Raw genomic sequence first — 21,297 nt, forward strand, 5'->3', positions numbered from 1 at the left:
ATTCCGGGCGGGTCCGGCCCTTCGCCGTCGTCCACAGATTCCGGGGATGCGGTGGCCGTAGGTAGTGATTCACCACTACGTTCGGCGAATGGCGCTGCGGGAGAGATCTGGCCGACGTCGCATCGGCGCGGGATCGGCCGGGGTGCTGCTAGCACTTGGTCTGACGTCGTGCGCGGGCGACGACGAGCCCGATCCGACGACGGCGCCACCGGCGACCGAGAGCACATCGCCGTCCGAGCCGGAGGCGACCGGTACTGAACGGCCCGAGGTCGAGAAGCCGACGCCGCCGGACGCGATGAGTCGCGACGACGTGGCCGGTGCCGAGGCCGCCGCGCAGTATTTCTTGGCGCTGCACCAGTACGTCTACGCGTCCGGGGATTTGGTCGAGTGGAAGGAGTTGTCGGCGGACGACTGTCAATTCTGCGCGAACGTGGCAGAAGAGGTCGAGAACTTGCACGCCACGGGCGGGTATGCCGAAGGCGGAGAAGTCACTATCGATGAAGTAGAAGGCTCGCCTCCAGTTGAAGGAAACGACTTCTTTCGGGTCGATGTGGTGGCGTCGGAAGGTCCGTCCACTCGCGTGCATGGCACAGGTGATCCGACAGAAATGTCAGGTGGAACCAACCTGTTGATCTTCGCAACCCGGTGGGTCGACGGAGGGTGGCAGATCCGTGAAGTCCAGGTCGAGGAGCCGAGCTTCGATGGCTAGACGCTTCCGTTCGGTCATTTCGTGTGTCGTGCTCATGGGAATTCTGACGGTCGGTGGGGCAACGGCCGTTTGGGCGGAGGCGAGCTGGGAGGGCACGGCTGGTAGCGATGCAGTGGAGATCACGGGATCTTCGCGTGAAGATGCGAGTGCAGCCTTCGAAGATGTGGCGGGTCATCCCGGCGCACCAGCTGCCCATCGCCAGAATGCCCCGCCGCCACCGCCAACGTGCGATGCCGTCGACATGTCGCAGGTGGGCGAGAACTCGTACTACGTCGATTTCAACGGCTGCTTCCACGTCGGAGCCCCGCCGATCGGCGGCGAGTTCCTCGAGACCACGCCGGCGGATCCGGCCGACCCTGCCGCCGAAGAACCTGCACCGCCGCCCATCGTCGTCACCGCAGACGACCTGCAGCGGCTGCCGATCTCGCCAGGCGGCCTCGTCGTCCAGCCGGACCGCGGCTGGGTGCTGGTCAACCTCGACACGATCGTGTGGACCGACGCTGCAGACCAGACGTTCGACGCCGTCGTTCTCGGGACCCCGGTCCGGGTCCGCGTGACGCCGATCGACTTCGCGTGGGACTTCGGCGACGGAGCGGCCCCGCTCGTGACTGCTGATCCCGGTGCACCTTTTCCCGACCACACCGTCAGCCACATCTACACGGCCGCCGCGGACGTTCGCCAAGTCAGGCTGACCACGCGCTGGTCCGGCGAGTTCGAGGTCAACGGCTCCGGTATTTGGCAACCGGTGGTCGGCGTCGCGACGACGACTGAGGTGTCCCAGGCCTTCGAGGTCCGAACCGCGGAGACCAGCCTGACCAACGGATCAGCGTGAACGTCAGCCGCCGTCACGGCGTCACGGTGTTGTTGCGGTGGAACACGTTGTCTGGGTCGTACCGCCGCTTGACCTCGACCAGCCGGTCCCAGCTCTCGCCGTAGCCCTCCCGGATGCGGCGGCTACGGTCCGCACCGTCCATGGCGACAAAGTTGAGGAAGTCGCCCTGCTTACCGAAGGGTTCGACAGCGGCGTGTAGGTCGCGCACCCACCGGATGCCGGTCTCGTCCTCCCTAGGATCGTCCCAAGCCCCGACAACGACGACCTGGTACTTGGCGTCCCGGTGCGGGAAAGCGGTCGACCCCGCCGGTTGACGATTCATCGCGCCGCCGTAGTACTCGATCGTGGCGTTGAGCCAGGGGAGCGGCGCGTTGGCGCCGAACTCTGCGACGGCCTCGAGCACCCGGTCGTCCAGCTCACGCATCAGGGCAGCCTTCCAGTAGTACCGCCGCCCGTACGGGAAGAGGATGTCGTTCCCGCCGTTCCACGCGGCGTACGGCATGGTCTCCGCCATCGTCATCACCGGCGGACCGAACTCCAGGATCGGCCGCACGGCCGCATCGGCCTCGGCGGGGTCCCCGGACCAGCAGAACGCCAGGGCGGCCATGCGGGTGCCGTGCTCAGGCTCAGCCATCAGGCCGGCGTACACGATGAGCTCGTCCGGCGCGTCGGCGGTCAGGGCACGGTGGAACTCCAACACCTCGCGTGCCCTGGCAGGCGGGTGCGCGACCATCCCGGCGAGCACCGTCTGCTGTGGGTGCAGGTCGAATTCGAACGACGTGGCGACGCCGAAGTTCCCGCCGCCCCCGCGCAGCGCCCAGAACAGGTCGGGATGCGAGTCGGGGCTCGCGGTCAGTTCCTGCCCGTCCGCCGTGACGAGGTCGACGGAACGCAGGTTGTCACTGGCGAGCCCGTGCTTGCCCACCAGCCAGCCGACGCCGCCGCCGAGCGTGAGCCCACCGACGCCGGTCGTCGAGACCACGCCCCCGGTGGTGGCCAGGCCGAAGGCACCGGCTGCCTGGTCGACGTCCGCCCAACGCGCACCACCACCCACGCGGGCGAGTCGTCGGGCGGGATCGACCTGCACGCCACGCAGCCGCTCGAGATCGACCATCATGCCGCCGTCGGTCGTGGCGTAGCCCGCCACGCTGTGCCCGCCGCCCTTGATGGATACCTCGAGGTCGTTCTCGCGGGCGATCCGGATCGCCCGCCCGACCTCTGCCGAGGTTCCTGGCTGCGCGACGACTTTGGGCCGGTCCTTGATCATGCTGTTCCAGAGCCGGAGGGCCGCGTCGAACCCCGGCGTACCGGCTCGGAGCAGACGGCCGTCGAGGGACGGACCGGGGCCGATCTCGCCGTCGAGATCCGTTGTCGTGCTCTGCTGAGAGATACGGCTGGTCATGAGACCTTCCTTTCGGGCTCGGGACGGCACGAGGACCTGGTGGCCTGAGCCGTCGCGCGAACGGTCGTCCGCTTCGCCGGCCCCTTCGCCGCCCCTCGACTCCACTGTCGCGAGAACCGCTTTCACGCCGCTTCCACGGCAGTGTCGCGCCGAGCCCGCCCGGCCCGCCGGAGTCGGGTGCTGAGAAGTGCACGGACCGACGGCGGCCCCTGGTTACTCTGGACAGATGGTCGCGGCCGGGCTGACCTTCGGTGTGCTCGGACCCCTCCAGGTACACCGGGACGGTGTCGAGGTGGCGGTGCCGAGCAGGCGTCAGCGCGCCGTGCTGGCCGCGCTGCTCCTGCGCCGCGACGAGACGGTCGACGTCGATCACCTCGTCCAAGCCGCGTGGGGTGAGCGGCCGCCACGGTCGCCGAAGGCCGCCCTGCACACGGTCATGTCGAGGCTGCGCGGCACGATCGGCGCCGACGTCGTCCTGAGCGAGCCGTCCGGATACCGCCTGACGCCGACGGACGACGCGCTGGACGCCGACCGGTTCCGGGCCATGTGCGATTCGGCCGCCCGGGAACCGCCGGCCGAGGCGCTCGACCTGACCGAGCGTGCCCTGCGGCTGTGGCGCGGCGACTTCCTGCCGGAGTTCGCCGACAGCCCGTTCGCCGAGGTGGAGGCAGCGCGGCTGACCCAGCGGCGCCTCGCGGCGTGCGAGGAGCGTGCTTCGCTGCAGATCCAGCTGGGCGAGGTCGAAGAGGCCGCGGCGGGGATGGCCGCCCTCGTCCACGACAACCCGCTGCGCGAGCGGGCCTACGGCTTGCTGATGCGAGCGCTCTACCTGGCCGGACGGCCGAGCGAGGCGCTGGACCACTACCAGGCGCACCGACAGTTCCTCGTCGCGGAGCTCGGGCTCGAACCGTCGCCCGAGCTGCGTGACCTCCAGATGCAGATCCTCGACCACGGCATCCCGAGAGCCGACCGACCGACGCTCAGCCACCCCGTTCCGCGGTGGCTGGTGGACGGCACCACCTTCGTCGGTCGCGCGGACGCCGTCGCGGAGCTGGTGGACGCCGTCGCTTCCCACAGCCTCACGACCGTCACCGGGCCGGGCGGCGTCGGCAAGTCGCGGCTGGCCGCACAGGTCCTGGAGGGACTGAGCCGCCGGCTCGCGATGCCGGCCGCCGTGGCGGAGCTGGACGCCGCCGGCCCGGAGGACGTGGACCTGGCCGTGGCCGCCGCCCTCGGGCTCGGTCACGTACGGGACGCCGTCGCCGAGGCCGTCCTGGAGTATCTCGGTATCACCCCGACCCTGCTGGTGCTCGACGGGTGCGAGCACGTACGGGACGCCGTCGCCGCCTTCGCGGCTTCCGTCCTGCGGCACTGTCCGCGCACGCACCTGCTGGTGACCAGCCGTCGCCGTCTTGCCGTCCACGCGGAGCAGGTACTACCGCTGGAGCCGTTGGCTCTCCCGCCGACCACGACCGTGCCGGGCGCGCAGCCCGGCACCGCGGCGACCGAGCTGTTCGTCGACCGAGCGCGGCGGGTTCGGCCCGGCCTGGCCTTCGACCGCGACGCTCTCACGGCCGTCGCAGCGATCTGCCGGCGTCTCGACGGGCTGCCGCTCGCCATCGAGCTCGCCGCCACCCGGGCAGCCGCCCTCGGCGTCGTCGAGGTACGCGACCGGCTCGCGCGGAGCCTTGACCTCCTCGAGGAGACGGACGACGGCGGACCGTCGGTCCGCAGAACGCTGGACTGGTCATACGGCTTGCTCAGCCCCTCGGAACAGGCGCTGCTGCGTGCGCTCGCGGTGTTCGAGGGCGGCTTCGACCTCGCGTCTGCCGAGCACGTCGCACCGTCCCGCACGAGCGGGTCGGTGCCTGCGGACCTGGCGGGTCTGGTGGATGCCTCGCTCGTGCAGGTCCACCAGGACGGCGGCGTCCGGTACCACCTGCTCCAGCTGGTGCGGTCGTTCGCGTCGGAGCGACTGCGCCGCGCCGACGACGCGGACGAGGTCCACCTGGCGCACGCCCGGTGGGTGCGTTCCTGCGTGCGCTCGGTGGCCGAACGCTCGGTCGGCCCGGACGACGCCGCCGCCGTGGTGGGTCTCGAGACCGACATGCTCAACATCCGCGCCGCGGTCTCCTGGGCGCTGGGTGCCGGACATCCGCAGCTCGCGGGGGAGATCACCGGCACCGTGACCCTCGCCTCGACGATGTGGCCCGTGTGTGCCGATCTCAGCGAGATCGTCCGCAAGGCTGCCGACAGCCCAGACGTCCTGGCGACGTCGGCGGGCCCGTTGGCACAGGCGGCAGGTGCCTTCGTCGCGGCGACACGCGGGGAGCTGGCCACCGGTGAGCGGGAGGCGCGTGCGGCTCTGGCACGGACCGCGCCCGACGCCACCATGACCGCCGACCAGCGCACCCTCGCGCTGAGCGCCCTCGGTGTCAGCGCCCTCTACGGCGGCGACCACCCGCAGTCCCGCCGCTGCTGGTGGGAGATGCTCGAGGTCGACGGCACCTCTCTGGCCCGCCGGTCGGGGGCCTACAGCTCCCTCGCGCTGATCGCGCACTACGACGGCGACACTCCTGCCGCACGCGACCTTGCCGCGCTCGCTCTGTCGACGGCCGAGGCCGCGGGCGCCGTCGCCTACCGGGGGTTCGCCCGCTATGCGACGGCGGAGGTGGTCTCCGGAGAAGACCGCTCGGCCGCCGTCCCGCTGTTCGTCGCGGCAGCGCGGGACGCGTACCTGGTCGGGGCGCAGTACGTCGGGGGGCTGGCGAACATCGCGCTGCTCGCGGTACTGACGAGGTCGCAGCGACGTGCGGAGGCGCTCGGTGTGGTCGGGCCCCTGCTCGACCGATGGTTCCGGCTGGGTGCGTGGCCGCAGCAGTGGACGACCCTGCGGATCTTCGCCGAGCTGCTGGCCGAGGACCGGCCCGAGTCGGCGGCCCTGCTCCTCACGGCCGCGGACGCCGCGTCGTCGGCGCCGGCCGTCACCGGCGCCGACGCGCGGAGGTACGCGAAGCTGGGTGCCGACCTACGCGCGGAGCTCGGCACCAGCGTCTTCGGTCGCATCACGGAGCTGGGCTCGATCCTGCCGCGTGCCCAGGTCGTCGACCGGGCCCGGGTGACCGCCGGTGAGCTGACGAACGGCAGGCCGCAGGCACTGCAGCCGGACGAGTCCGCACGATGGTGAGGCCGAGCCCACCCAACCCGCTCCGACCGCGGATCGAGGCTTATGTGTAGTCCTTCTGGTCGTTGTACCAGGTGGCGTTCCTGCACATCCCGCCGTGGGGCGATATGCAGATCTGGAAACCGATGTTGGTGTGCTCGGGAAGGTTGAAGACGCCTCCGTCGCTGGCACGTGCCGTGACACAGTTGCCTTCTCCGCCCCATGCGGTCAACCGGTATCGGGTCGCGTGGTAGGGATGGTAGAGCGCGACGGTCAGGCTGGGCGCGTGCCCGTCGGCGTCGTTGTCGCACAGGGTGACGACGTCGCCGTACTCGTTGAACCACATCAGGCCGGCCGGGTCCTGCCAGCCGCCGTCGTCGTTGGTGTACATGCTGTGGTCTGCCGCGCTGGCGGCGGGCGCGAGGCCGAGGAGCATCACCGCAGCGACCGCGGCGGTACTGAGCAGCTTGATTGCCTTCATGGTTTCCCCCTGTGGTGCGTTTCTCCGACGACCCGACATCTCGGTGTCGGACCGGAGCACCGGGTCTCTCCCGGCCGCTCCACCAGAGACGCTAGGGACGCGCGCACCGACAAAACCACCGACTTTCGTCTAGAACTCCTCGACGACCGTTGGTCCTGCCTCCCACGGAGGTGTTTCAGCCAAGCCCAGGACCGTGGCGCGATGAGGCAGCGCCGCGGCGGTGGAAGGCGATGGACGGCGCGGCACGCTCCGACCAGGCGACGACGTCGACGCCACGCGCGTCGACGGCCCCAGATACCACCGCAGGCGGGATGCTCCTTCACAATGGGTGTCTGAGCACGAGACAGGAGAACACCATGAGCACTTCCTCGCGCACGAGGGCCCGCGTCACCGGCGTCGGCGTCCTCGCCACGGCGGCGCTGGCGCTGGCCGCGTGCACGCCCGGATCGAACAACGCCCCGGAGGAGACCTCGGAGGCGACGACGGGTGAGGCGAGCGAGGTGGTAACCGACATCTCCGAGCTCGAGGACCAGACGCTCGTGGTCTGGGACCAGGAGGTCCGCGGCGGCCAGAACGAGCAGATGGAGCGCCTCAACCAGGCCTTCGAGGACCAGTACCCCAACATCAAGATCGACCGGGTCACCCAGTCCAACGAGGACCTGACGGCGACCCTGCGCCTGGCCCTCACCGGCGACGACGCGCCGGACGTCACCCAGGCGAACAACTCGCGCTCGCAGATGGGGCAGTTCGTCGCGGCCGGCCAGCTCCTCGCCCTCGACGACTACGCCGCGGCGTACGGCTGGACCGACCGGTTCTCGGACTCGGTGCTGCAGAACACCAGCTACAGCCCCGACGGCGTCACGTTCGGCGAGGGCTCGATCTACGGCCTGCCACAGGTCGGCGAGGTCGTGGGCGTGTTCTACGACAAGGCCAAGCTCGCCGAGCTCGGGCTGGAGGTCCCCGAGACGTGGTCCGAGTTCGAGGACCAGCTCGCCACCATCGCCGAGGCGGGAGAGACGCCGCTGCTCCTCGGCAACCTCGACCAGTGGCCGGCACTGCACGTCTTCGGCCCCGTCCAGGGCGCCTATGTCCCCGCCGACGAGATCCGTGCACTCGGCTTCGGCAACGAGGGCGCATCCTGGACCACCGACACGAACCTGGAGGCGGCAACGGCCCTCCAGGGCTGGGCCGAGTCCGGCTACTTCAACGAAGGCTTCAACGGCGCCGACTACGACGCCACCTGGCAGTCGCTCACCGAGGGCGCCGGGGTCTACCTCATCGGCGGCTCCTGGCTCGCGGCCGACCTGGAGGCGGCGATGGGCGACGGCGTCGGCTTCTTCGCCCCGCCCCCGGTCGAGGCGGGTGCCGGCCCGGTCACCACCGGCGGCACCGGCATCCCGTTCGCGATCACCTCGCAGGCGGAGAACCCCGACGTCGCCGCGGCCTACATCGACTTCATCACCAGCGAGGACGCGATGGCGGTCCTGGCCGAGACGGGCAACATGCCGGTGGTCGACACGGCCGAGCACGCCCCTGAGTCCGGCCTGCAGTCGGAGGTCTTCGCCGCCTACGCCGACGTCACCGAGAACGGCGACCTCGTGCCTTACCTCGACTGGGCCACCCCCACGATGGCCACGACGCTCGGCCAGGCCTTGCAGGGCCTCATGGCCGGTGAGCTGACCCCGGAGGCGTTCGCCGAGACCGTCGAGGCGGACTATGCCGAGTTCGTCGCATCCGCACAGTGACGACCCGGTGCGGGGCCGGCCGGCCGGCCCCGCACCGGAGCACCCGCCAGCCGGGCGCGGCGTCGCACAGTCACTCCCGACGGCGGCACCCGGGTCGTCGGGAGGCGTCCCGACGGCGGCACCCGGGTCCGCGGGAGGCGTCCCGACGGCGGAACCCGGCACGCCGCTTGCGGCCGCCCCGCGCCGACGCAGCAAGTACGGCCTGACGCCGTACGCCTTCCTGCTCCCGGCGCTGGTCGTCTACGGCGTCTTCCTGCTCTACCCGCTGGGCCGCGCCGTCCAGATCTCGCTGTACAAGTGGGACGGTCTCACCCTGGCGACGTTCGTCGGCCTCGCCAACTACGCCGACGTCGTCACCGATCCCACCCTGCGGGCCGCGTTCGGCCACGCGCTCGTGCTGATCTTCTTCTTCGCCGTCCTCCCGCTCGGGATCGGCCTGGTGCTGGCCGCCCTTCTGACCCGGGCGCAGGTGCGCGGACTCGGCTTCTTCCGGACGGTGGTGTTCCTGCCGCAGGTCATCGCCATGGTGGTGGTGGCAGTCGCCTGGCGGCAGATCTACGCCCCGGACGGTCAGCTCAACACCCTCCTGCGCGCTGTCGGGCTGGACTCGTGGACCCGGACGTGGCTGGGCGACTTCACCCTGACGCTGCCCGCCGTCGGGTTCATCGGCACCTGGGTGTGCACGGGTCTGGTCACCGTGCTGCTGATGGCCGGGATGTCCCGCGTGCCCGGCGAGCTCTACGAGGCCGCCACCCTCGACGGCGCGGGTGCGGTGCGCAAGTTCCTCGCCATCACCGTGCCGTCGGTGCGGGCCGAGATCGTGGTGGCGCTGACCCTGACGATCATCGCGGCTCTGAAGACCTTCGACCTGGTCTACGTCACCACCTCCGGCGGACCCGGGAGCACGACGACGGTGCCGAGCTTCGAGGTGTACCGCCGCGCGTTCCAGCTCGGTGAGGTCGGGTCGGCCGCCGCGGTCGCCGTCGTGCTGACCATCCTGATCTTCGGGATCAACCTGGCCGTCAACCGCATCGGGGAGCGGGAACGGTGAGGGTCTCGTCGGCCGAGCGGGCCACGAACTACGCCATCCTCATCCTCTTCGCGCTGTTCGCCCTCGCCCCGATCGCGACGATCCTGGCCACCGCGCTCGGCCCGGAGACACCCGCCGACGCCGCCGCCGGCGGACCGGTGCACTGGGAGAACTTCGCCCGCGCCTGGGACCAGGGCCGCTTCGGCGACTACATGACCAACTCGGTCGTGGTCGCCGCCATCGTCGTCAGCCTCGCCACCGTGCTGTCGATCATGGCCGGCTACGCCTTCGGCGCATTCGAGTTCCGCGGGTCGCAGGCGCTGTTCTACCTGTTCCTGATCGGCATCATGGTGCCGGCCGAGGCGATCGTGGTGCCGCTGTTCTTCGACCTGCAGATCCTCGGGCTGACGAACACGTACTGGGCCATCGCCCTGCCCCAGGTCGCCCAGTCGGTCGCGTTCGGGACCTTCTGGATGCGGGCCTACTTCCGCGGCGCGAACCGCTCGATCATCGAGGCGGCCCGGCTCGACGGCGCCGGTCATCACCGGGTGCTGTGGCAGGTCCTCGTGCCGGTCGCGCGGCCCGCCGTGGTCACCCTGGTGCTGCTGACCTTCATGTGGACGTGGAACGAGTTCCTGATCCCGCTCGTCATGTCGCCCAACGCTCAGCTGCGCACGGCGCCGCTGGGCCTGGCGCTCTTCCAGGGACAGTACGTCCAGGGCACCACGCTGCTCGCCGCGGGCGCGGTCCTGGTCGCGCTGCCCGTGGTGATCCTCTACCTCTTCCTGCAGCGCCACTTCATCCAGGGCATGCTCGAAGGCGCCGTCCGCGAGTGATCGGAGACGTCGGCGGGCCACACGCTCGCGGACGCGGTCTACCCGGGCGCGCGCCCGCGGGTGCGGTCTGCCCGGGGCGCGCGCTCGCGGTTGCGATGCCACCGGGGCGCGCACTGGCGGATGTGGTCCACCGAGTCGGCCGGGGTGGCGGTCCGGCCGGGTTGCGCGCCGCCGGTCACGACGACGTAACGTGCTCGGCATGCGAATCGTCATCGCCGGCGGGCACGGCAAGATTGCCCAGATCCTCGAGCGCCACCTCGCCGAACGCGGCGACGACGTCGTCGGGCTGATCCGCAACCCCGACCATGCGGCGGACCTGCGCGACGCGGGCGCCGAGCCGGTGACCTTCGACCTCGAGCACGGCAGCGCCGACGAGCTCGCCACCATCCTGTCCGGTGCGGACGCCGTCGTCTTCGCCGCGGGGGCCGGCCCCGGCAGCGGGGCGGCCCGCAAGGACACGGTGGACCGCGGGGGAGCGGTGCTGCTCGCCGACGCCGCCGAACGGGCAGGGGTGAACCGTTACGTCATGGTGTCCTCCATGGGCGCGGCCAAGGGCGGTGCGGGCATCGAGGACGAGGTGTTCGCCGCCTACCAGGAGGCGAAGAAGGCGGCCGACGAGGACCTGATGTCCCGCGACCTGGCCTGGACGATTCTCCGGCCCGGTGGGCTGACCGACGAGCCAGGCACGGGGCTGGTCACGATGGCACCGGAGACGGGCCGTGGCTCGATCCCACGTGAGGACGTCGCCCGCACGATCGTCGCCGTGCTGGACGACCCGGCGACCGACGGTCTGGTCGCCGAGCTGATCGGCGGCTCGCAGCGCATCGCGATCGCCCTCGCCGAGCTCACGGACTGAGGGCGCTGCCCGCGCGAGCGTCCAGACGCTCCCACGCCTTGGTGAGCCGCACCTCGATCTCCAGGAGCGAGCAGCTCAGCTCGTTGCGGTCGACGAGCCGCGAGCCGACGAGCCACTCCACCAGCTCCGCGACGACGATCAGCTGGGCGCGGACCTGCGAGTGCTCGGTCATCAGCCACTCCGGATCGACGAAGCCCGGCAGTGCCGCCACCAGAGCCTCCGGGCCGGTGACCCGGGCGACCGCGCCGGCAGGGTCGATCTGGCGCTCGGCCTCGACGAGCGTGCGTTCACCCGTGGTGAGCCAGTGCTCGCCCTCGGTGTCGAGGTAGACCTCCAGGTGCGAGCGGACGCGCTGGGAGCGCACCCGCATCGCGGGATGGCGCAGCACGGCGGCGCGTCGGAAGAACAGCGTCAGCGCCTGCTCGGCGGACAGCGGAACCGCGGAGAGATCCATGCCGGGACGCTCTCACCCACCACCGACATCGAGTCTGGACGGGCCGCCGCCGCATGCCGCACGGCGAGGCGAAACCTCGTCACGATCCGGGGAGCCGGCGCGGCTCTATCCGCTCCTCGACCGCCCGGCCGTCGCTCCCGCGGGTCACGACGTAGGCGCCCTGACCGCGACGTTCGGTGACCGCCTCGACGAGCTCGGTACCGCGGTAGACCAGCCCCACGCCGTCGTCCGTGCAGTAGGTGGTCCCGAGCTCGCCGGAGCCCACCAGCTCGTGCACCAGCGGTCGGCGCCGCTCCTCGGAGTCGTAGTGCACACCGTTGGCGAACGGCAGGAGCCCCAGACCGTCGTGGACGGCGCGGAGTTCGGGACCGAAGGAGTCGGTCGTGCCGGAGGTGTGCCAGCAGATCGAGCCGGCGCTGACCCCGGCGAGCACCACGCCCGCCTCCCACACCCGGCGGAAGATCGCGTCGAGACCGTGCACCCGCCACACGGCGAGCAGGTTGGCCACCGACCCGCCGTCGACCCAGACCACGTCCTGCTCGAGGAGGTAGCCCTCGACGTCGTCGACGTTCGGCATGGTGAACAGCGTCAGCGGGTTCAGCTCGAGCCCGGCCAGCCGGGCGGCCTCCTGGCGGTCCGCGATCGCCCACCCCTGGTCGCCGCCGGCCGTGCCGAGGTAGCCGACCCGCGGCCTGCGCCCGCTCACGCCGGACAGGTCGACGGCGTGGTGGACCAGGGGACCGAACTCGACCCGGGTGCGGCGTCCGGGGACGTAGCCGCCGGAGGTGGCCAGGATGGTCGGGGCGTCGGCTGCCACAGGTATCCTTCGGGGTGGACCGGATGGGACGACGGCGACGCTACTGTGCCCGATCCCACACCGCGGTCGGCGTCCAGAGGCGCGTCGGACATTTGCCGAGCAGGCTGGTGCCGCGTAACCTAGAGCGTCGGTGCGCTCCCGTAGCGCACCTGTTCAGTGAGTCCGACGCACCTGGCGGGAACGCGAGTTCCCCGGGTCCGCGCGGACCGCGCCCGTAACGACAGAGATGAGCAGCAACGTGGTGTACGCGATCGTCAAGGCCGGCGGCCGTCAGGAGAAGGTGTCCGTCGGCGACGTCGTCGTCGTCGACAAGCTGACCGGTGAGGTCGGCGACTCCGTCGAGCTCGAGCCCATCATGCTCGTCGACGGTGACAAGGTCACCACGGGCGCCGGCGACCTGGGCAAGGTCAAGGTCACTGCCGAGATCGTGCGGGCCGAGAAGGGCCCGAAGATCTCGATCATGAAGTTCAAGAACAAGACCGGTTACCGCAAGCGCCAGGGCTACCGCAGCCAGCGCACGCGCCTGAAGGTCACCGGCATCAAGTAAGTCCGCGGCCCTGACGGGTCCGTTCCTCCCCACTACGAACGAAGACGAAAGCAGGTTCGAGATGGCACACAAGAAGGGCGCCAGCTCCTCCCGGAACGGCCGCGACTCCAACGCCCAGCGCCTCGGTGTGAAGCGCTTCGGCGGTCAGGTCGTCAAGGCCGGCGAGATCATCGTGCGCCAGCGCGGCACCCACTTCCACCCCGGCCTGAACGTCGGCCGTGGCAAGGACGACACGCTGTTCGCCCTCGAGGCGGGCGCTGTCGCCTTCGGCAACCGTCGCGGGCGCAAGGTCGTCGACATCGTCCTGGCCGACGCCTGAGACGACACTGAATGCCCGGCAGGGGCGGACGGCGCACAGCCGTCCGCCCCTGTTGCATGCTTGGACCAAGGAACGCTGAGAGGACGATGGCGATGGCCACCTTCGTAGACCGCGTGGTGCTCCACGTCGCCGCGGGTAACGGCGGGAACGGCGTCGCCTCCATCCGACGCGAGAAGTTCAAGCCGCTCGCCGGCCCGGACGGCGCCAACGGCGGCCGCGGCGGTGACGTCGTGCTCGTGGTGGACCCGCAGACGACGACGCTGCTCGCCTACCACCACTCCCCGCACCGCCGCGCGACCTCGGGCACCCAGGGTGCCGGCGACATGCGGGCCGGGAAGACGGGGGAGGACCTCGTCCTGCCCGTGCCCGACGGCACGGTGGTGAAGAGCCTCGACGGCGAGGTGCTGGCGGACCTCGTCGGCGCCGGCACCCGGTTCGTCGCTGCCACCGGCGGGCACGGCGGGCTCGGCAACGCGGCGCTGGCGTCCCCGAAGCGCAAGGCCCCCGGCTTCGCGCTGCTCGGCGAGGAGGGCGAGCAGGTAGACCTCGTGCTGGAGCTGAAGTCCGTCGCCGACGTCGCCCTGGTCGGGTTCCCCAGCGCCGGGAAGTCCTCGCTCATCGCCGCGATGTCGGCAGCCCGCCCGAAGATCGCCGACTACCCCTTCACCACGCTGGTGCCGAACCTCGGCGTCGTGCAGGCCGGCTCCGAGCGCTACACAATCGCCGACGTGCCCGGTCTCATCCCCGGCGCGTCGGAGGGCAAGGGCCTCGGTCTGGAGTTCCTGCGTCACATCGAGCGTTGCGCCGTGCTGGTGCACGTGCTGGACTGCGCGACCCTCGAGCCGGGCCGCGACCCGGTCTCGGACCTCGACACCATCGAGGGCGAGCTCGCCGCCTACGCCGGCGACCTCGACATCGCCGGCGGGCGCGTGCCGCTCATGGAGCGCCCGCGCGTGGTGGTCCTGAACAAAATCGACGTCCCCGAGGCCCGCGAGCTCGCCGAGATGGTGCGCCCCGACCTCGAAGCCCGCGGGCTGCGGGTCTTCGAGGTCTCGACGGCGTCTCACGAGGGGCTGCGGCCGCTCTCCTTCGCGCTGGCCGAGATCGTCGCGCAGGCCCGCGCCGAGGCCCCCGAGCCCGCGGCCACGCGCACGATCCTGCGCCCGACGGCGGTGAACGACACCGGTTTCACCGTCACCGAGCGCACCGGTCCGGAGGGCGTGTTCTACCAGGTGCAGGGCGGAAAGCCCGAGCGGTGGGTGCGCCAGACCGACTTCAACAACGACGAGGCGGTCGGATACCTCGCCGACCGGCTGGCTCGTGCCGGAGTCGAGGACCAGCTCTTCAAGGCCGGCGCGGTCGCCGGCTCGACCGTCGTCATCGGCCCCGCCGAGGGCGGGGTGGTCTTCGACTGGGAGCCGACCATGCACACCGGTGCCGAGCTCCTCGGTCCACGCGGCACCGACCTGCGCCTGGAGGAGGGCGCACGCCCCACCCGCGCGGAGAAGCGTCGCGGCTACCACGAGCTCATGGACGCCAAGGCGGCCGCGCGCGAGGAGCTGTGGCACGAGCGCGAGGCGGGCCACTGGGCGGACCCCGACGACGAGCGGGCGAGCACCCAGGACGATCCCGCCTGACGCAGAGCCGTCTCGACGACGGCGCGCGGTATCGACGTGCTCGTGCCAGGCTCTGCGCCACCTCACCCGGGCGGGATGTTGTGGTTCAGCCGGAAGAGGTTGTCGGGGTCGTAGCGGCGCTTGAGGGCCACCAGGCGCTCGAGCTTGTCCGGGCCGTAGACCGCCAGGGCAGCGGCGCGCCAGTCGGTGTCGTCGTCGTGCCCCATGAAGTTGACGTACAGCCCACCCGTGGCGAACGGCGCCATGTCCTGCGCGAAGCCCTTCACGAACGCGGTGTGGTGGGCGTCGTCGGCGGCGTCCGTCCAGAAGCCGTAGATGTTGAGCCAGAACCGGGCGGAACGTGCGGGGAACGGGGTCGCCTCCTCCGCCACCCGGGCGAAGGCACCGCCCATGTGGTGGATGTCGAACGCGGTGCCCACCCACCTCTGTTCCGCCCCCCGCCGGAGGATCACGTCGATCACCTCGTCGTCGAGGCGGTCGAAGGAGGTGTTCTTCCAGTACGCGCGCGAACCCCACGGTACGAGCGGATCGACCGCGGACTGCCAGCCCACCCAGCCGGAGGTGTCGGTCTCCTCGCCATCCGGCGGCGCCTGCGCCCGCAGCTGTTCCACGAGCCGCTCGCCCTCTGCCCGGTCGGGTGAGACCCAGGCGAGAGCCACCAGTATCACGGGGTCGTCGCCGAGCCCGAAGAATGCCGGCGGTGTCACGACGGTGATGATCGACTGCATCGCGTCGGGCAGATCCCTCGTCCACTCCTCCCAGGCGGTCAGCGCCTGGCGCCAGCTCGGCTCGCCGTACACGAAGTTGACGGCCAGCACGGGGTCGGGCAGTGGGTGGGCCCGGAACGTGAAGCTGCTGACGACCCCGAAGTTTCCGCCACCGCCGCGCAGGCCCCACAGCAGCTCGGGGTCGCCCGCCTCGCCTGCCACGACCCTCGTGCCGTCAGCGGTGACCACACGTGCCTCGAGGAGGTTGTCCGCGGCCAGCCCGTGCGCGCGCGTGAGCCAGCCGACCCCGCCGCCGAGAGTCAGCCCGCCCACGCCGGTGCGCGAGATGACCCCGAGCGGAACCGCGAGACCGTGGGGGATGGTGACCTGGTCGACGTCGGAGATGGTCGCGCCGCCGCCGACCCGCACGGTAGCGGCGGCGGCGTCGACCTCCACCTCGTTGAGGCTCCCGAGGTCGATCACGATGCCGGACTCGACGGTGCCGTTGCCGGAGACACCGTGCCCGCCGCCCCGGACCGCGAGCGGGAGCCCGCGCGTACGGGCGTAGCTGATCGCTGTGGCGATGTCGTCCTCGTCGCCGACCCGGACCACAGCGAGCGGACGCCGGTCGATCATGCCGTTCCAGACCGTCCGGGCATCCTCGAAACCGACGTCGGCGGCGGTGGCGACCGTCCCGCGCACCAGGCCGCGCAGGTCGTCCACGACGACCGGTGCTGTCGTTCCCTCGTCATCCATCGTGCTCACCTCGAGATGCCGTCCGCGGCGTCGTGGGTCGGGCACCGGACGGCATGGCGCTGTCCACGTCTCGTGTCGGACGGCGCGACCCGTCCGGCGGACCGTCGGGCGTCGGGCGGCATCCCCCTGCCGCGTGGCGGCTGGCGGCGCTCGTACCAGGATGCTCCGCTGTGGTTCTGCACCACAAGGGGTTCTGGCCGTGTGATCTGTGGCCGCCGCTGCCCGGTCCGGGAGGGAAGCTCGCGCGCGTGAGGGTCGCGCAGCGGCACGCGCCGGTGCCGGCTGCCGGATTCGTGGCGCGACTGGAGTCCCGCTGTGACCTTGCTCACGTGCGACTGTCGCGTTACGTCTGTCACCTGGGAGAAACCTGACCATCGTTGCAGCGTCCACGTCGCCTACTGTCGGGGTCGCGGCGGAACGGTTTCGCCGGAGAAGGAGAGGCGCATGTCGACCCTCGAGACCATGCCGAGCACCGAGACCGACGACGGCCCGACCCCGTCGCGCGACATCGTCAGGATGCTCGGCCTCGCCGTCGCCCTGGCCCTGACGGCCTGCCTCGCACTGCTCGCCGTCGTCGTCCCGGGCCAGAACTCGATGCCGCGCGAGGTGCCGATCGGTCTCGCCGGCCCGGAGGAGACCGTCAGCCAGCTGGCCAACCTACTCTCGACGGCGCAGCCGGACGCGTACGACGTGCGGATCTTCGACGACGCCGAGGCGATGCGGGACGCCACTGAGCAGCGTGAGATCTACGGCGGGTTCGTCATGGACGAGTCCTCGCCCGGGGTCATCATCGCGACCGGCGCGAGCCCCGCACTCGCCAGCTTCCTGACATCGTTCGGCGGGCAGCTCGGGCTCACGAACGTCTCCGACGTCGCCCAGACCACCGCCGCGGACCCCACCGCGACGGGCATCCTGGTGGCGGTCGTCCTGACCTCGATCCTCTCGCTCCTCGGTGCGTTCGGGCTGGCGCGGCTCGAGCCCGGCCGTCCCCGGGCCCAGGTCGTGGGTGCGGTGGTGCTCGCCGTCGTCACCGGACTCGCCGTCGCCGGGTCGCTGCAGCTGCTCGGTTCGGTCGAGGGCGTCTTCTGGACGGTTGCCGGTGCCGTCGCGCTCGCCGTGCTCGGAGGCACGCTGGCCGCCCTCGGGCTGATCGCGCTGCTCGGCCTCGTCGGCGCCGTCGCGTACCTCGTCATCGTCGTGCTGCCCGGAATAGGCCTGGCGGGTATGACCTCCGCGCCGGAGATGCTGCCGGCCGGGTGGGGGACGCTCGGGCAGTACCTGCCGCCCGGCGCATCGGGGTCGCTCCTGCAGTCGGTCGCGTACTTCGGTGGCGGAGGTGCCCTCCGCCCGGTGCTCGTCCTGCTCGGTTGGGCCGTCCTCGGACTGGTGCTCGTCGCCCTCGGTACGCTCCGCCGTCGCCGTGCCGACGCGCGCGCGGCGGCGCTCGAGGCTGCTCTTGCAGCCGAGGCCGAGGCCGACGCGGAGGAGGCTGCCGAGTCCCGACGCCAGCACGACGACAGCCTGGCGGCCGGGCCGGCCGGTGCCGCCGAGCCCGCCTCGGTCGCGGAGTCTGCCAGGACGTCCGGTCCAGCAGTTCGCCCAGAGCCGGCAGAGGTCTCCGAGCCGGCAGAGGTCCCCGAGACGTCCAAGGAGCCGGTGCGCTCCGAGACGCCCGGGACGTCAGCCGACGGTCCGGCCGACACCGATGACCGAGGTCCGGCGGAACCTGACCGGCCCTGGCGACAGTGAACGCCCGCCCGGGGTGCCGCCGCACGACGGCGGTGCCACGGTAGGGACATGAGCGAGAACGACGACCAACCTGGCCAGTCCGACTGGGTCCGTCCCGGCGCCTCGCCGCCCGGTGCGACGAGCGAGGAGTCGGAACGGCCCGTCAGCCCCTCGACAGACGTGCATGGCGAGGAGGGCGGGGGGGACCCGGCCGCCGGCGCGGAGGAGGACTCGGTCGGCGGCGGCAAGGCGGTGCCCAGCGGCCCCGACGGCGGTCACCGCAGCGGTCGTGAGGGCGGCTGACACACCCGAGCTCTTGCAGCACCCGGGCCTGCGTCATCGGCGTCACGAGGGCGGCTGATGCCTGAGCCCTTGCGGCACCTGGGCCCGCGTCATCACTGACCACAGCCTGACCGCCGCGCCCTCGCAGTCGTCGGATGCGCGAGGATGGACCGGTGAACCTGCCGCTGGCCAACCGGGCCGGGGTCGCACAGGCACCCCGGATCGTCGTCAAGATCGGCTCGTCGTCCTTGACGGCGCCCGACGGACGTCTCGACCTGACCGTCGTCCATCACCTCGTTGCGGTCCTCGCCGCGCGACGTGCCGCCGGGCAGCAGGTAGTTCTCGTCTCGTCGGGTGCCATCGCAGCCGGCATCGCGCCGCTCGGGCTGCCGGGCAAGCCCAAGGACCTGGCCACGGCCCAGGCGACGGCCAGCGTGGGGCAGGGCATCCTCGTCGCTCGGTACACCGAGGCCTTCGGCTACCACGGCCAGCGGGTCGGGCAGGTGCTGCTCACGGCCGAGGACCTCATCCGCCGGCAGAACTACGCCAACGCCCAGCGCGCGCTCGAGCGGCTCCTCGCCCTGGGAGTGGTGCCGATCGTCAACGAGAACGACACGGTCGCCACCGACGAGATCCGCTTCGGGGACAACGACCGCCTGGCGGCGCTGGTCTCGCACCTGGTCCGCGCCGACGCCCTCGTTCTCCTCACCGATGTCGACGGGCTCTACGACGGTCCGCCGTCGAGACCCGGAAGCCGCCTGGTGCCCACTGTCTCGGCGACGTCCGACCTGGCCGGCGTGGAGGTCACCGGCCGTGGAACCGCGATCGGGACCGGCGGCATGGTCACCAAGCTCGACGCCGCGTCCATCGCCACGGGCTCCGGGATCCCGGTGGTGCTCACTTCGGCGGCCAACGTGAAGCCCGCGCTGGCCGGCGTCGAGGTGGGCACCTGGTTCGCCGCGACCGGCCACCGCAAGTCCGCACGCCGGCTCTGGCTGGCGCACGCCGCGCAGGTCCGCGGCCGCCTCCATCTCGACGCCGGCGCCGCCCGGGCGGTCACGGACGGAAAGCGCTCCCTGCTCGCGGCCGGGATCGTCGGCCTCGACGGCGACTTCGAGCCGGGAGACGCCGTCGAGCTGGTCGGCCCCGACGGAGTCGTCGCCCGCGGGCTCACCGCCTACGGCTCCGGCGAGCTGCCCGCCATGCTGGGCAAGTCCTCCGTCCAGCTGCGCGGCAGCGGTTCCGACGCGATGCCGCGCGCCGTCGTCCACCGCGACGACCTCGCCCAGGTGCGGCCGCGACGTCGGCACTGAGCAGAGGTCGTCCGCCGCGACCTTGCCCAGGTGTCCGGCCGCGACGCCGGCACTGAGCAGAGGTCGTCCGCCGCGACCTTGCCCAGGTGCGGCCGCGACGCCGGCACTGAGCCGATGGTCGTCCGGCCGCGTGGGACCAGGTCGCGAGACATGCCGGTCCGTTCGTTGACATGTGAAGCACCGCTGCCTTAGCGTCACCCTCAGGTCAAGAGCACCAGTGCGTACATCAGTGCGCTAAGTCCCGGCTTGCTGGTCGGCAACCCCCCACGTGCGGGGGGTGCCCCGGATGACGACCTGGTCCCACGGCATCGTGGGGCAACGCAGGGCACCACCAGGGTGCATGAGCACGAAGGAACCGGAACGACCATGAAGACGCACTTGAGCTCCAGGCAGAACGTCATCTCGCCTCGCCGCTCGATGTGCATGTCCATGTGCCGTTCGCGAATGTCCGCCTGAACGACATTCCCGCGATGCCCCGGCGCAGCCTGGCACCGACGCATCACCCCTGACCTGAGCCTCCGTACCGGGCGAGTGACACGCCACTGGACGGAAGAGCCTGTCGGGCCTCCTTCCTGCTGCGCTCGACGCGCGACGACACCTCTGGATGTGTGCACCCATGTCTGCTTCTCGTCTTCCCTCCCGCAACTTCCGTAACGACTCCTCGCTCGCCACCCTCGGGCTCGACCTCACCGGCCTCGGCGTCTGCCCGGACGCCACTGGTCTCTCGACCGACCTGCCGGTCGAGAAGGCCAACCTGGCCAAGCTGGCCTCCTACACGCGCGCCGCCCACGACGGCGGTGTCTCGTTCGTCTCGCTCGGCGAGGGCTTCAGACTCCGCTCCGACCGCGCCGTGCGCCGCGACGACTGGCTCGACCCGGTCGTGGCGGCACGCCGGATCAGCCCGCACGCCGGCGCTGCAGGACTGGTGCCCACGGTGCCGGCCGAGTGCGCAGACATCTCCCTGGTGGCCGGGGAGCTCGCGCAGATCCCCCGTACCGGCGGCACATGGACCGGCCTGCAGCTCGCCGCGTCGGACAGCGCCGGGGCCGACGCGGTGGCGCGTTCCCTCGACGGCATCTCGCGCTCGTTCGGTCGCGCTCGAGCGGCGACCGGACGTGCGAGCGCTCCGCGCGTCGTCCTGCCTGTCGGCTCTGAGCGCGACATCGAGCTTGCCGGCAGCTATGCCGATGTCGTCCGGGTGCGTGAGGACGACCTGGGCTGGGCGCGAGAGCTGCGCTTCGCCGTGCGCGCGGCAGCCCGCGCGGCAGGGCGAGACGTGCGAGTTCTGGTGGACCTCCACACCGTCGTCTCCGCGGACCGCGCGAGTGCGGAGGAGCGGGCGGGTCTGGTCGCAGACATCGCCGGTCCGACCGCACCCTGGGCCGGCGCCCTCCGTGCCGTCGGAACGACCACGGATGTTGCCGACCTCATCCAGAGCTGGTTGACGGCCGGTGCCGCCGACGGCTTCGTGATCGTGCCCGGATCAGTCCCGGCCGACATCGCTGCGCTGCTCCGCGGGATCGTGCCCGAGCTTCGGGCACGTGGCCTGGTGGAGGAGAAGGCCGTCGCCTCGCGGCCGACCGCTGTGCGGCCCGAGGTGGAGACGGCCTCCGCGTCCTCAGCCCGCCGACTCGCCGCGGTGCCCGTCGCATCCTGACCTGGGCGTGCTGCGACGCCCAGGTG

At 71.4% G+C, this 21,297-nt stretch carries 19 protein-coding genes and 1 riboswitch; of the genes, 14 read left to right on the forward strand and 5 right to left on the reverse strand.

Annotation, left to right across the window (positions count from 1 at the left end; genetic code table 11):
- Nucleotides 1-88 precede the first annotated feature (88 nt).
- Both GD748_RS13800 and GD748_RS13805 read left to right on the forward strand, forming a co-directional pair.
- On the forward strand, nt 89-709 hold the full coding sequence (locus tag GD748_RS13800; RefSeq protein ID WP_152195804.1) for a DUF6318 family protein: 621 nt from the start codon (nt 89-91) through the stop codon (nt 707-709).
- Entirely contained in the window at nt 702-1,541 is an 840-nt protein-coding gene (locus GD748_RS13805; protein WP_152195805.1) for a hypothetical protein, read from the forward strand. Before GD748_RS13800 ends, GD748_RS13805 begins: the two co-directional genes overlap by 8 nt.
- 13 nt (nt 1,542-1,554) lie before the next feature.
- On the opposite strand, the gene GD748_RS13810 is transcribed toward GD748_RS13805, so the two are convergent.
- On the reverse strand, nt 1,555-2,943 hold the full coding sequence (locus tag GD748_RS13810; RefSeq protein ID WP_152195806.1) for an FAD-binding oxidoreductase: 1,389 nt from the start codon (nt 2,941-2,943) through the stop codon (nt 1,555-1,557).
- A gap of 226 nt (nt 2,944-3,169) precedes the next feature.
- Between GD748_RS13810 and GD748_RS13815 the strand changes: the two genes are divergently transcribed.
- Nucleotides 3,170-6,130 (forward strand): ATP-binding protein, encoded by a 2,961-nt coding sequence (locus GD748_RS13815; RefSeq protein ID WP_152195807.1) that lies wholly within the window; start codon nt 3,170-3,172, stop codon nt 6,128-6,130.
- A gap of 40 nt (nt 6,131-6,170) precedes the next feature.
- On the opposite strand, the gene GD748_RS13820 is transcribed toward GD748_RS13815, so the two are convergent.
- Nucleotides 6,171-6,587 carry a hypothetical protein gene (locus tag GD748_RS13820; RefSeq protein ID WP_152195808.1) on the reverse strand — a complete coding sequence of 139 codons (417 nt, stop codon included), beginning with the start codon at nt 6,585-6,587 and terminating at the stop codon, nt 6,171-6,173.
- A gap of 356 nt (nt 6,588-6,943) precedes the next feature.
- Here GD748_RS13820 and GD748_RS13825 point away from each other — a divergent pair, with 356 nt between their 5' ends.
- The 4 genes from GD748_RS13825 (at nt 6,944) to GD748_RS13840 (ending at nt 11,054) form a co-directional block, all read left to right on the forward strand.
- On the forward strand, nt 6,944-8,332 hold the full coding sequence (locus tag GD748_RS13825; protein ID WP_152195809.1) for an extracellular solute-binding protein: 1,389 nt from the start codon (nt 6,944-6,946) through the stop codon (nt 8,330-8,332).
- Nucleotides 8,304-9,383, forward strand: a complete 1,080-nt coding sequence (locus GD748_RS13830) for a carbohydrate ABC transporter permease (RefSeq protein WP_152195810.1) — start codon at nt 8,304-8,306, stop codon at nt 9,381-9,383. Before GD748_RS13825 ends, GD748_RS13830 begins: the two co-directional genes overlap by 29 nt.
- Nucleotides 9,380-10,198: a carbohydrate ABC transporter permease gene (locus GD748_RS13835; RefSeq protein WP_152195811.1), complete on the forward strand. Its 819-nt coding sequence runs from the start codon at nt 9,380-9,382 to the stop codon at nt 10,196-10,198. Before GD748_RS13830 ends, GD748_RS13835 begins: the two co-directional genes overlap by 4 nt.
- A 199-nt stretch (nt 10,199-10,397) precedes the next feature.
- Complete coding sequence (locus tag GD748_RS13840) at nt 10,398-11,054, forward strand: SDR family oxidoreductase (protein ID WP_152195812.1); 657 nt, start codon at nt 10,398-10,400, stop codon at nt 11,052-11,054.
- Here the strand turns inward: GD748_RS13840 and GD748_RS13845 are convergent.
- Nucleotides 11,044-11,508: a hypothetical protein gene (locus tag GD748_RS13845; protein ID WP_152195813.1), complete on the reverse strand. Its 465-nt coding sequence runs from the start codon at nt 11,506-11,508 to the stop codon at nt 11,044-11,046. The two genes, GD748_RS13840 and GD748_RS13845, sit on opposite strands and share 11 nt — an antisense overlap.
- 79 nt (nt 11,509-11,587) lie before the next feature.
- Complete coding sequence (locus GD748_RS13850) at nt 11,588-12,325, reverse strand: Type 1 glutamine amidotransferase-like domain-containing protein (RefSeq protein ID WP_152195814.1); 738 nt, start codon at nt 12,323-12,325, stop codon at nt 11,588-11,590.
- Nucleotides 12,326-12,551: 226 nt separating this feature from the next.
- Here GD748_RS13850 and rplU point away from each other — a divergent pair, with 226 nt between their 5' ends.
- The 3 genes from rplU to obgE all read left to right on the forward strand — a co-directional run bounded on the left by rplU (nt 12,552) and on the right by obgE (nt 14,828).
- Nucleotides 12,552-12,872, forward strand: coding sequence for a 50S ribosomal protein L21 (rplU, locus tag GD748_RS13855; RefSeq protein WP_152195815.1), 321 nt, complete (start codon nt 12,552-12,554; stop codon nt 12,870-12,872).
- Nucleotides 12,873-12,933: 61 nt separating this feature from the next.
- Nucleotides 12,934-13,191: a 50S ribosomal protein L27 gene (rpmA, locus tag GD748_RS13860; protein WP_043497418.1), complete on the forward strand. Its 258-nt coding sequence runs from the start codon at nt 12,934-12,936 to the stop codon at nt 13,189-13,191.
- A 92-nt stretch (nt 13,192-13,283) separates the two neighbouring features.
- The gene (gene obgE, locus GD748_RS13865) at nt 13,284-14,828 is read left to right on the forward strand and encodes a GTPase ObgE (RefSeq protein WP_152195816.1); all 1,545 of its coding nucleotides are present in this window, start codon (nt 13,284-13,286) and stop codon (nt 14,826-14,828) included.
- Nucleotides 14,829-14,890: 62 nt separating this feature from the next.
- Here obgE and GD748_RS13870 read toward each other — a convergent pair whose 3' ends face one another.
- Nucleotides 14,891-16,291 carry an FAD-binding oxidoreductase gene (locus GD748_RS13870; RefSeq protein WP_152195817.1) on the reverse strand — a complete coding sequence of 467 codons (1,401 nt, stop codon included), beginning with the start codon at nt 16,289-16,291 and terminating at the stop codon, nt 14,891-14,893.
- A 444-nt stretch (nt 16,292-16,735) separates the two neighbouring features.
- On the opposite strand from GD748_RS13870, the gene GD748_RS13875 reads away from it, so the two are divergent.
- From GD748_RS13875 to GD748_RS19565, 4 genes are all read left to right on the forward strand, one after another.
- The gene (locus tag GD748_RS13875) at nt 16,736-18,040 is read left to right on the forward strand and encodes a hypothetical protein (protein ID WP_152195818.1); all 1,305 of its coding nucleotides are present in this window, start codon (nt 16,736-16,738) and stop codon (nt 18,038-18,040) included.
- Between the two features lie 48 nt (nt 18,041-18,088).
- On the forward strand, nt 18,089-18,322 hold the full coding sequence (locus GD748_RS19560) for a hypothetical protein (RefSeq protein WP_193312951.1): 234 nt from the start codon (nt 18,089-18,091) through the stop codon (nt 18,320-18,322).
- 134 nt (nt 18,323-18,456) lie between these two features.
- Entirely contained in the window at nt 18,457-19,614 is a 1,158-nt protein-coding gene (gene proB, locus GD748_RS13885) for a glutamate 5-kinase (protein ID WP_152195820.1), read from the forward strand.
- 203 nt (nt 19,615-19,817) lie between these two features.
- Nucleotides 19,818-19,941: riboswitch (SAM riboswitch) on the forward strand.
- A 289-nt stretch (nt 19,942-20,230) separates the two neighbouring features.
- Nucleotides 20,231-21,271 carry a hypothetical protein gene (locus tag GD748_RS19565; RefSeq protein WP_193312952.1) on the forward strand — a complete coding sequence of 347 codons (1,041 nt, stop codon included), beginning with the start codon at nt 20,231-20,233 and terminating at the stop codon, nt 21,269-21,271.
- Nucleotides 21,272-21,297 lie beyond the last annotated feature (26 nt).

This window comes from Georgenia subflava (assembly GCF_009193155.1).
Classification (GTDB): domain Bacteria; phylum Actinomycetota; class Actinomycetes; order Actinomycetales; family Actinomycetaceae; genus Georgenia; species Georgenia subflava.

Bases quoted from the DNA above. Each gene is read 5' to 3' on its own strand.
- GD748_RS13800 (WP_152195804.1), top strand. From the start codon at position 89: ATGGCGCTGCGGGAGAGATCTGGCCGACGTCGCATCGGCGCGGGATCG.
- GD748_RS13805 (WP_152195805.1), top strand. From the start codon at position 702: ATGGCTAGACGCTTCCGTTCGGTCATTTCGTGTGTCGTGCTCATGGGA.
- GD748_RS13810 (WP_152195806.1), bottom strand. From the start codon at position 2,943: ATGACCAGCCGTATCTCTCAGCAGAGCACGACAACGGATCTCGACGGC.
- GD748_RS13815 (WP_152195807.1), top strand. From the start codon at position 3,170: ATGGTCGCGGCCGGGCTGACCTTCGGTGTGCTCGGACCCCTCCAGGTA.
- GD748_RS13820 (WP_152195808.1), bottom strand. From the start codon at position 6,587: ATGAAGGCAATCAAGCTGCTCAGTACCGCCGCGGTCGCTGCGGTGATG.
- GD748_RS13825 (WP_152195809.1), top strand. From the start codon at position 6,944: ATGAGCACTTCCTCGCGCACGAGGGCCCGCGTCACCGGCGTCGGCGTC.
- GD748_RS13830 (WP_152195810.1), top strand. From the start codon at position 8,304: ATGCCGAGTTCGTCGCATCCGCACAGTGACGACCCGGTGCGGGGCCGG.
- GD748_RS13840 (WP_152195812.1), top strand. From the start codon at position 10,398: ATGCGAATCGTCATCGCCGGCGGGCACGGCAAGATTGCCCAGATCCTC.
- GD748_RS13845 (WP_152195813.1), bottom strand. From the start codon at position 11,508: ATGGATCTCTCCGCGGTTCCGCTGTCCGCCGAGCAGGCGCTGACGCTG.
- rplU (WP_152195815.1), top strand. From the start codon at position 12,552: ATGAGCAGCAACGTGGTGTACGCGATCGTCAAGGCCGGCGGCCGTCAG.
- rpmA (WP_043497418.1), top strand. From the start codon at position 12,934: ATGGCACACAAGAAGGGCGCCAGCTCCTCCCGGAACGGCCGCGACTCC.
- obgE (WP_152195816.1), top strand. From the start codon at position 13,284: ATGGCCACCTTCGTAGACCGCGTGGTGCTCCACGTCGCCGCGGGTAAC.
- GD748_RS13870 (WP_152195817.1), bottom strand. From the start codon at position 16,291: ATGGATGACGAGGGAACGACAGCACCGGTCGTCGTGGACGACCTGCGC.
- GD748_RS13875 (WP_152195818.1), top strand. From the start codon at position 16,736: ATGTCGACCCTCGAGACCATGCCGAGCACCGAGACCGACGACGGCCCG.
- GD748_RS19560 (WP_193312951.1), top strand. From the start codon at position 18,089: ATGAGCGAGAACGACGACCAACCTGGCCAGTCCGACTGGGTCCGTCCC.
- proB (WP_152195820.1), top strand. From the start codon at position 18,457: ATGCGCGAGGATGGACCGGTGAACCTGCCGCTGGCCAACCGGGCCGGG.
- GD748_RS19565 (WP_193312952.1), top strand. From the start codon at position 20,231: ATGTCTGCTTCTCGTCTTCCCTCCCGCAACTTCCGTAACGACTCCTCG.